9 protein-coding genes are annotated in these 6263 nt (G+C 32.1%); 5 read left to right on the forward strand and 4 right to left on the reverse strand.

The window, feature by feature from the left end:
- Positions 1–39: 39 nt before the first annotated feature.
- The 3 genes from Q0616_RS07285 to nadE all read right to left on the reverse strand — a co-directional run bounded on the left by Q0616_RS07285 (position 40) and on the right by nadE (position 1455).
- Entirely contained in the window at positions 40–339 is a 300-nt protein-coding gene (locus tag Q0616_RS07285; RefSeq protein ID WP_298776157.1) for a type II toxin-antitoxin system RelE/ParE family toxin, read from the reverse strand.
- Positions 329–565: a hypothetical protein gene (locus Q0616_RS07290; RefSeq protein ID WP_298776160.1), complete on the reverse strand. Its 237-nt coding sequence runs from the start codon at positions 563–565 to the stop codon at positions 329–331. Before Q0616_RS07290 ends, Q0616_RS07285 begins: the two co-directional genes overlap by 11 nt.
- A 95-nt stretch (positions 566–660) precedes the next feature.
- Positions 661–1455 carry an NAD(+) synthase gene (gene nadE, locus Q0616_RS07295; protein ID WP_260541888.1) on the reverse strand — a complete coding sequence of 265 codons (795 nt, stop codon included), beginning with the start codon at positions 1453–1455 and terminating at the stop codon, positions 661–663.
- A 100-nt stretch (positions 1456–1555) separates the two neighbouring features.
- Here nadE and Q0616_RS07300 point away from each other — a divergent pair, with 100 nt between their 5' ends.
- From Q0616_RS07300 to Q0616_RS07320, 5 genes are all read left to right on the forward strand, one after another.
- On the forward strand, positions 1556–2605 hold the full coding sequence (locus Q0616_RS07300; protein ID WP_260541889.1) for a gliding motility protein, GldB: 1050 nt from the start codon (positions 1556–1558) through the stop codon (positions 2603–2605).
- Positions 2606–2623: 18 nt separating this feature from the next.
- Positions 2624–2950 (forward strand): gliding motility protein GldC, encoded by a 327-nt coding sequence (gldC, locus tag Q0616_RS07305; protein WP_171623345.1) that lies wholly within the window; start codon positions 2624–2626, stop codon positions 2948–2950.
- A 100-nt stretch (positions 2951–3050) separates the two neighbouring features.
- Positions 3051–4367 (forward strand): TolC family protein, encoded by a 1317-nt coding sequence (locus Q0616_RS07310; RefSeq protein WP_284583163.1) that lies wholly within the window; start codon positions 3051–3053, stop codon positions 4365–4367.
- 81 nt (positions 4368–4448) lie between these two features.
- Positions 4449–5120, forward strand: a complete 672-nt coding sequence (gene tsaB / locus Q0616_RS07315) for a tRNA (adenosine(37)-N6)-threonylcarbamoyltransferase complex dimerization subunit type 1 TsaB (protein ID WP_260541890.1) — start codon at positions 4449–4451, stop codon at positions 5118–5120.
- A gap of 17 nt (positions 5121–5137) precedes the next feature.
- Complete coding sequence (locus Q0616_RS07320; RefSeq protein WP_171623348.1) at positions 5138–5521, forward strand: DUF423 domain-containing protein; 384 nt, start codon at positions 5138–5140, stop codon at positions 5519–5521.
- 47 nt (positions 5522–5568) lie between these two features.
- On the opposite strand, the gene Q0616_RS07325 is transcribed toward Q0616_RS07320, so the two are convergent.
- On the reverse strand, positions 5569–6129 hold the full coding sequence (locus tag Q0616_RS07325) for a cytochrome b/b6 domain-containing protein (protein WP_298776164.1): 561 nt from the start codon (positions 6127–6129) through the stop codon (positions 5569–5571).
- Between the last annotated feature and the right edge of the window lie 134 nt (positions 6130–6263).

Below are 6263 nucleotides of genomic sequence, written 5' to 3' on the forward strand. Positions count from 1 at the left end.
AACATAAAAAAACTCAGTAGCAATACTGAGTTTTTTGTTTTATAATTTCGGATAGTTTATCGGGTTGTTAGGTGTGTTGAAAACCGCTTTTATATAGATAATTTTATTATACTCATCAAGTGTATAAAAAATGATGTAAGGAAATTTTCTCATTGGTTTTACTCTATGATCTCTATAATGAACTTGATAAAAAGGATTTGGGACAATATTTTTTACATTTGATTCGTATTCTTTCACAAAGCTTTTCGCAACTTTTATAGTTGCACTTTCTTTATAATAAGCTACAGCTTCTCTAATGTTTGTTATTGCAATGAGAGAAACATTAACTTTATAGTCCATATTCGCTTTTTAGTTCGGCTAAAAACTCTATATTATCCTTGTATTCAGATAATGGTAAATCTTTTTGACTATCTAATATTTTCTTTTGTTCTTTTGATAGTTCAAAGTTATCAATAGAATCTAAATTATTCTGTTTTGTAATTTTTATTTTTAAAGCTTTAGCAAAAGCTCTTAAAGCTTTCGCTTCTTCAGATGTAGATGGCTCTACAATATAGATTTCTTGCATTTTCATACTTTAAAAAATTAGTTTATAATCTGTTATGATTATTACAAATATATAAAAACAACCCGAAATTCGAACTACGAAATTCGGGTTTCGTTTTACTTCATCAACTCCTCAGGAATATCACAAATCGGAATTGGAACCATTTTATGTTGATTGATTCGATTTAATCTCGAATAAATCTCGAAAACTTCTTTTTCTCGACCTTCAAAATCATCTGCAGTTTGTCCAGCTTCTTTCGCTTTCATCGCCCATTCCAATTCATCATAATTTGCTCCCAATTGATCTTCATCCGAACGATCATCACCAAACAAACCATCGGTTGGTTTAGCTTTCTGAATATCCGTATTGATTCCTAAAAAGCGTGCAATTTCATACACTTCCGATTTCATCAAATCAGCAATTGGACTAAGATCTACACCGCCATCACCATATTTTGTATAAAAACCAACGCCAAAATCTTCGACTTTATTTCCAGTTCCTGCAACCAAATAATTGTGTAAACCAGCAAAATAATAAAGTGTTGTCATACGCAAACGAGCACGCGTATTAGCTAAAGCTAAATTCACTTTATCTGTTGTTTCCGTTTTTGGTAAAGCCGAGACCATTGCATCAAAAGTGGTTGTTAAATCAACTTCTATTGAATCAATTGGTGAAGAAAATTGTTCGTTCAGCCATTCGATATGACGTTTAGCTCTATCTGCTTGATTTTTTTCTTGGTGAATAGGCATTTCCAAATTAAGTAAAGGATAACCTGTCATCGCACAAAGTGTTGAGGTTACAGCCGAATCTATTCCGCCCGAAATTCCAATCACAAAGCCTTTTTGGTGTGCTGTCTCCAAATAATCTTTCAACCAAGTAACAATATATTCTACAACTTTTTCAGTTTGCATAGTGTAATAATTTATTTCAAAGATAGCAGATTATGAAAAAAATTAGGGTTGAAAATACTACCGATTATTTTACTATTTTTGTTAGCTAAATAACCAAGCAATGAAATTTGTATATGGCTTAGCTTTTGCGAGTTTAATTTTATTTACATCGTGCAAAAAAGAGAAATCGTGGGAAGTAGATGTTGAAGAACAAAATGTTCAATTAAACATTCATGATATCAGCCAAGATTTTTTTAATGACTCTATCCCATTAACGACTTTACGAAAAGATTATCCTTTCTTTTTTGATGCTAAAACAACGGATAGTATTTGGGAAAACCAACGTCGTAATAAAGAAGAATTGAGTATTTATGGACAATCAAGAAAAGTTTTTGGAGATTTTAAAGAATTAAATCAAATGTTGACTCCAATGTTTCAACGTTACCAATTTTATTTTCCTGAATATAAAATTCCAACTATTTATACCTATTCATCAGGTTTGCAAAATATCGATTATCCTGTGATGTTTAGTCAGCAATCTGGCTTAATGTTTATCGCAATGGATGCCTATTTAGGCTCAAAAAATAAGCTGTATGATAGTATTGGTGTTGAACGTTATTTGCGAATTAATTTAGATCTTAATCGTTTACCATCTCAGGCAGTTGATGCGATAGCAAATGATGTGGTAACATTTAGCCCAAGAAATCAATTATTTATTGATAAAATGATTTACGAAGGGAAGAAATTAATTTTGCAAGATGCTTTATTAGTAGATACGGCAGACGAATATAAAGTTGGTTATACGCCAGAACAAATACAATGGTGTATTGACAATGAAGGACAAATTTGGAACTTTTTTGTCGAACAAAATTATGTATTTAGTTCAGATGCTTCGTTAGATAAACGATTTTTGGCATTAAGTCCTTTTTCAAAATTTAACAACGAAATAGAACAAGATTCTCCTGGTAGAATTGCGGCTTGGATTGGTTTGCAAATTATTCGTCAATACATGAAAGAGAACCCTAAAGTTGAACTGAAAGCTTTATTAGATGATATGGATGGGCAGAAAATCTTCAAGGATTCGAAATACAAACCAGCATTAGAAGGAAATAATTCAGCAAATTATACAACAAAAACAATTGATGGTAAAGTTTACCATTTTGTGAAATAAACTAAATAAGTAGAAGTTATGAGAACAACAAATATTACTGTAGAGATTGAATTGGACGAAAATCACGTGCCAGAAAAAATGACTTGGAATGCGCCAGATGGTGGTATTAGTCACGAAGAAACAAAAGCAATGTTACTTTCTGTTTGGGATGATAAATCGAAAGAAGCTTTACGTATCGATTTGTGGACAAAAGATATGACGCAAGATGATATGAAACGTTTCTTTCATCAAATTCTAATTTCGATGTCAAGTTCGTACGAAAGAGCAACAGAGGAAAAAGAGGTGGCAGAAAGAATTGCTGCTTTTGCAGAAGAATTTGCAATTGCTTCTAAAATTAAAGGTTAAAATAATTTAACCCTAAAAAAAACTTTAAGTCGGATTTCGTAACATTTTGATTAGAAATTCGACTTATTTTATATCTTTAAATCTCTGATCAGAATAGTTTATGAAAAAATTATTTTTTGCTTTAACATTTTTAGCTTCAATTCATTCATTTGCTCAAGAAGAATGGACCATAGAAAAGTGTATTGAATATGCTTCAAAAAATAATTTGACTGTTCAGCAAAATACCATCAACCAAGAATTATTCAACAAAAATTTAGAACAAACCTATAATGCGTGGTTGCCTACGGTTTCGGGATATGTGGATAATAATTTTACAATTGGAACCTATAATCCTGTTATCGAAAAAGGATATTATCAATTTGCACATTCGTTGGGAGTGCAATCAAGCATCAATATTTACAGCGGAGGAGTTGTTCAATTGAACAAAGATAAAGCAGCTTTGGAATTAGAAGCGTCAAAAGTTCAAACGGCAATAACGGTAAATGATATTTCGCTTCAAATAGCAAATTATTATTTGGCTGTTTTATTAAACAAAGAATTGAAACAGGTTGCAGTCGGAAACTTAAATATTTCCAAACAATTATTAGATCAGAATAAAAAGAAATTAAAAGCAGGAAGCGTTGCACAATCAGTTGTAGCACAATCCGAATCTGAAGTTGCGACAAATACGCGCGAAGTAGTCAATGCACAAATCGAAATAGAACGTGCTTTATTCAATTTAGCAATGTTGTTACAACTTAACGATTACCGTGATTTTAGTGTAACGGATGTTAAAATTCCAGATAATATCAATTCACAATTGTATCATTTAGAAGATGTCGTAGAAACGGCTTATCAAAATCAACCTGCTGTTAAGTATGCCGAATTACAGATTGATGTTGCTACGAAAGAAACAGAAATTGCACGAACATCATTGTTCCCAAAAATAACAGGAACTTTCAATTTTGGTACAAATTATTTGCAATATTTCAACAAGCGATTGCGTCAAGATGCGTTGTTAGATCAATTGGGGCATAATGTAACAGCAGTATTTGGCGTAGGAGTTTCGATTCCGATTTGGAATCAATATTCGTACAAAATTAATATTCAGAAAGCATTAATTAACGAAGATTTGATGAAAATTAATCTTCTGCAATCCAAACAAGATATTTTGAAAAATGTGCAATCTGCCTATTTCGAAGTCAATAGTTCTTATGCATCATACGATTCATCGAAAGAAGCGGTGAAATATGCGAAAATTTCGTACGATTTTGCACAAAAATCGTATAATGCAGGAGTGATTAATCAATATGATTTTAACCGATCACGTAATGATTTGATGATTGCAGAATCACAAATGTTACAAGCAAAATACAATTACGTTTTCAAACAAAAAGTACTGGATTTCTATGCAGGAATTCCAATTACGTTGGATTAGAGTTCAATTTTTCTTTATTTCCAATAGAAAATCATCTTATCAAACACAAATCATCTAATTTTCGTGATGTATCTTTGCAGCATGGCAACAATCTTAAATTTAGAAACTTCAACAAAAAATTGTTCAGTTTCGATTGCTAAAGATGGCGTTCAACTTTGTCTGGTTGAAGAAAATGAAGAAAATTATGCACATGGCGAAAAACTGAATCAGTTTGTAGATTGGTGTGTACAAGGTGCGGAAATAAATTGGAAAGATATCGACGCTGTTTGTGTGTCAAAAGGTCCAGGCTCTTATACCGGATTACGAATTGGTGTTTCGTCTGCCAAAGGATTTGCATATGGTTCTGATATTCCGTTGATGGCAATTAATTCATTGCAAATTTTAGCTGAATCACAACTTAACCAAGAGGTGGATTATATTATTCCAATGATTGATGCAAGACGAATGGAGGTTTATACAGCTTTGTTTGATAGACAAGGAAATCAATTGACAGAAACCGAAGCAAAAGTAATTGACGATACTTCTTTTGAAGAGTTGAAAGGAAAGAAAATTATTTTTGTTGGTGATGGAGCAGAAAAATGTCAAGAAATATTGTCGCATTTAAACGCTACTTTTGTGCAAGCTTTTCCATCTGCAAAGGATATGATTCGTGTTTCGGAAGAAAAATTTACTCAAAAATCATTTGAAGATGTTGCATATTTTGAGCCTTATTATCTGAAAGATTTTGTGGCTGGAAAAAAGAAATCTGAATAAATATAAAAGAGATAATTATGAAAAATCTTGTGTTGACAATTGCATCATTATATGGAATGACTGCAGTTATATTAGGTGCTTTTGGTGCTCATGCATTCAAAAAGTTTTTACCTGCTGAAAAATTAGCAAGTTTTGAAGTTGGTGTACGTTACCAAATTTATCATGCAATTGTATTGTTAGCTGTCGGAATGTATTTCCAGTTTAACAGTGGTTTAGAACGCTCTGCAGCTTGGTGTTTAATTGCCGGAACATTTGTTTTTTCAGGAAGTATCTACTTGTTATCGTTTGCAGATTATTGGAATGCAAATCTTAAATTCTTAGGGCCAATTACACCACTTGGAGGTCTTTTTATGATTATCGGTTGGGGATTATTAGCTTGGATTTTTATGAAAGGAAGATAATATAATATATAGATAAAAGGCGCTTCTACGAAGCGCCTTTTTTATTATCAATCATTTCCATTAATCATTTTCGATACAATACCAGATTTTTTACTGATTTCGTCATAAACAATTCCTGCAAGATGTATCAGGAAGAAAATAGGAAACCAATAGATTCCAGTTTTGTGTAATTCTTCCATTTGTTCTTTGTACGTTCCGTCTCCCCACATTAAGTAAAAACCTGTAACGAGATTCATCAACACTAATCCATAAAAAATTAGATAGATCAATCCTTGAAATTTTTCTTTAGGAGCTGAATGTTTAAATGGATTTGGAAAACGAATTCCTTTTACAACCATATATACAATTCGTAGAACAAACAGTCCTAAAATGATGTAGGCAAACAGCTCATGCCATTCCCACATTGGTTCTAAAGAATTTTTACCAATCGTTTTTAAGGTAGCTTCCGAAAGACTTACCCCATCTTTAGATGTTTCTTGCACAATAAGGGAAGAGAGCTTCTTTTTACTCATCCACTCCATACGTAGAAAGCCAGTGATAAATAATATCAGCATGCCAATTCCTATTGTCCAATGTAATAATCGGTGCGTTAATGTAAACTTTTTCATAATTTATAGTGATTAAAAAAACCTCTCAAATTTGAGAGGTTTTGGTATGGTACTTATTCGTAATCATCTTCTTTAAAATCGAATTCTTCGAATGAACAATTAATTTCGAATGGAATATCTCCATCAGATTCTTC

Source organism: uncultured Empedobacter sp. (assembly GCF_937930195.1).
Taxonomy (GTDB): domain Bacteria; phylum Bacteroidota; class Bacteroidia; order Flavobacteriales; family Weeksellaceae; genus Empedobacter; species Empedobacter stercoris.

Excerpts from the sequence above, each read along its gene's own strand:
- Q0616_RS07285 (WP_298776157.1), bottom strand. The coding sequence starts at position 339 with ATGGACTATAAAGTTAATGTTTCTCTCATTGCAATAACAAACATTAGA.
- Q0616_RS07290 (WP_298776160.1), bottom strand. The coding sequence starts at position 565 with ATGCAAGAAATCTATATTGTAGAGCCATCTACATCTGAAGAAGCGAAA.
- nadE (WP_260541888.1), bottom strand. The coding sequence starts at position 1,455 with ATGCAAACTGAAAAAGTTGTAGAATATATTGTTACTTGGTTGAAAGAT.
- Q0616_RS07300 (WP_260541889.1), top strand. The coding sequence starts at position 1,556 with ATGAAATTTGTATATGGCTTAGCTTTTGCGAGTTTAATTTTATTTACA.
- gldC (WP_171623345.1), top strand. The coding sequence starts at position 2,624 with ATGAGAACAACAAATATTACTGTAGAGATTGAATTGGACGAAAATCAC.
- Q0616_RS07310 (WP_284583163.1), top strand. The coding sequence starts at position 3,051 with ATGAAAAAATTATTTTTTGCTTTAACATTTTTAGCTTCAATTCATTCA.
- tsaB (WP_260541890.1), top strand. The coding sequence starts at position 4,449 with ATGGCAACAATCTTAAATTTAGAAACTTCAACAAAAAATTGTTCAGTT.
- Q0616_RS07320 (WP_171623348.1), top strand. The coding sequence starts at position 5,138 with ATGAAAAATCTTGTGTTGACAATTGCATCATTATATGGAATGACTGCA.
- Q0616_RS07325 (WP_298776164.1), bottom strand. The coding sequence starts at position 6,129 with ATGAAAAAGTTTACATTAACGCACCGATTATTACATTGGACAATAGGA.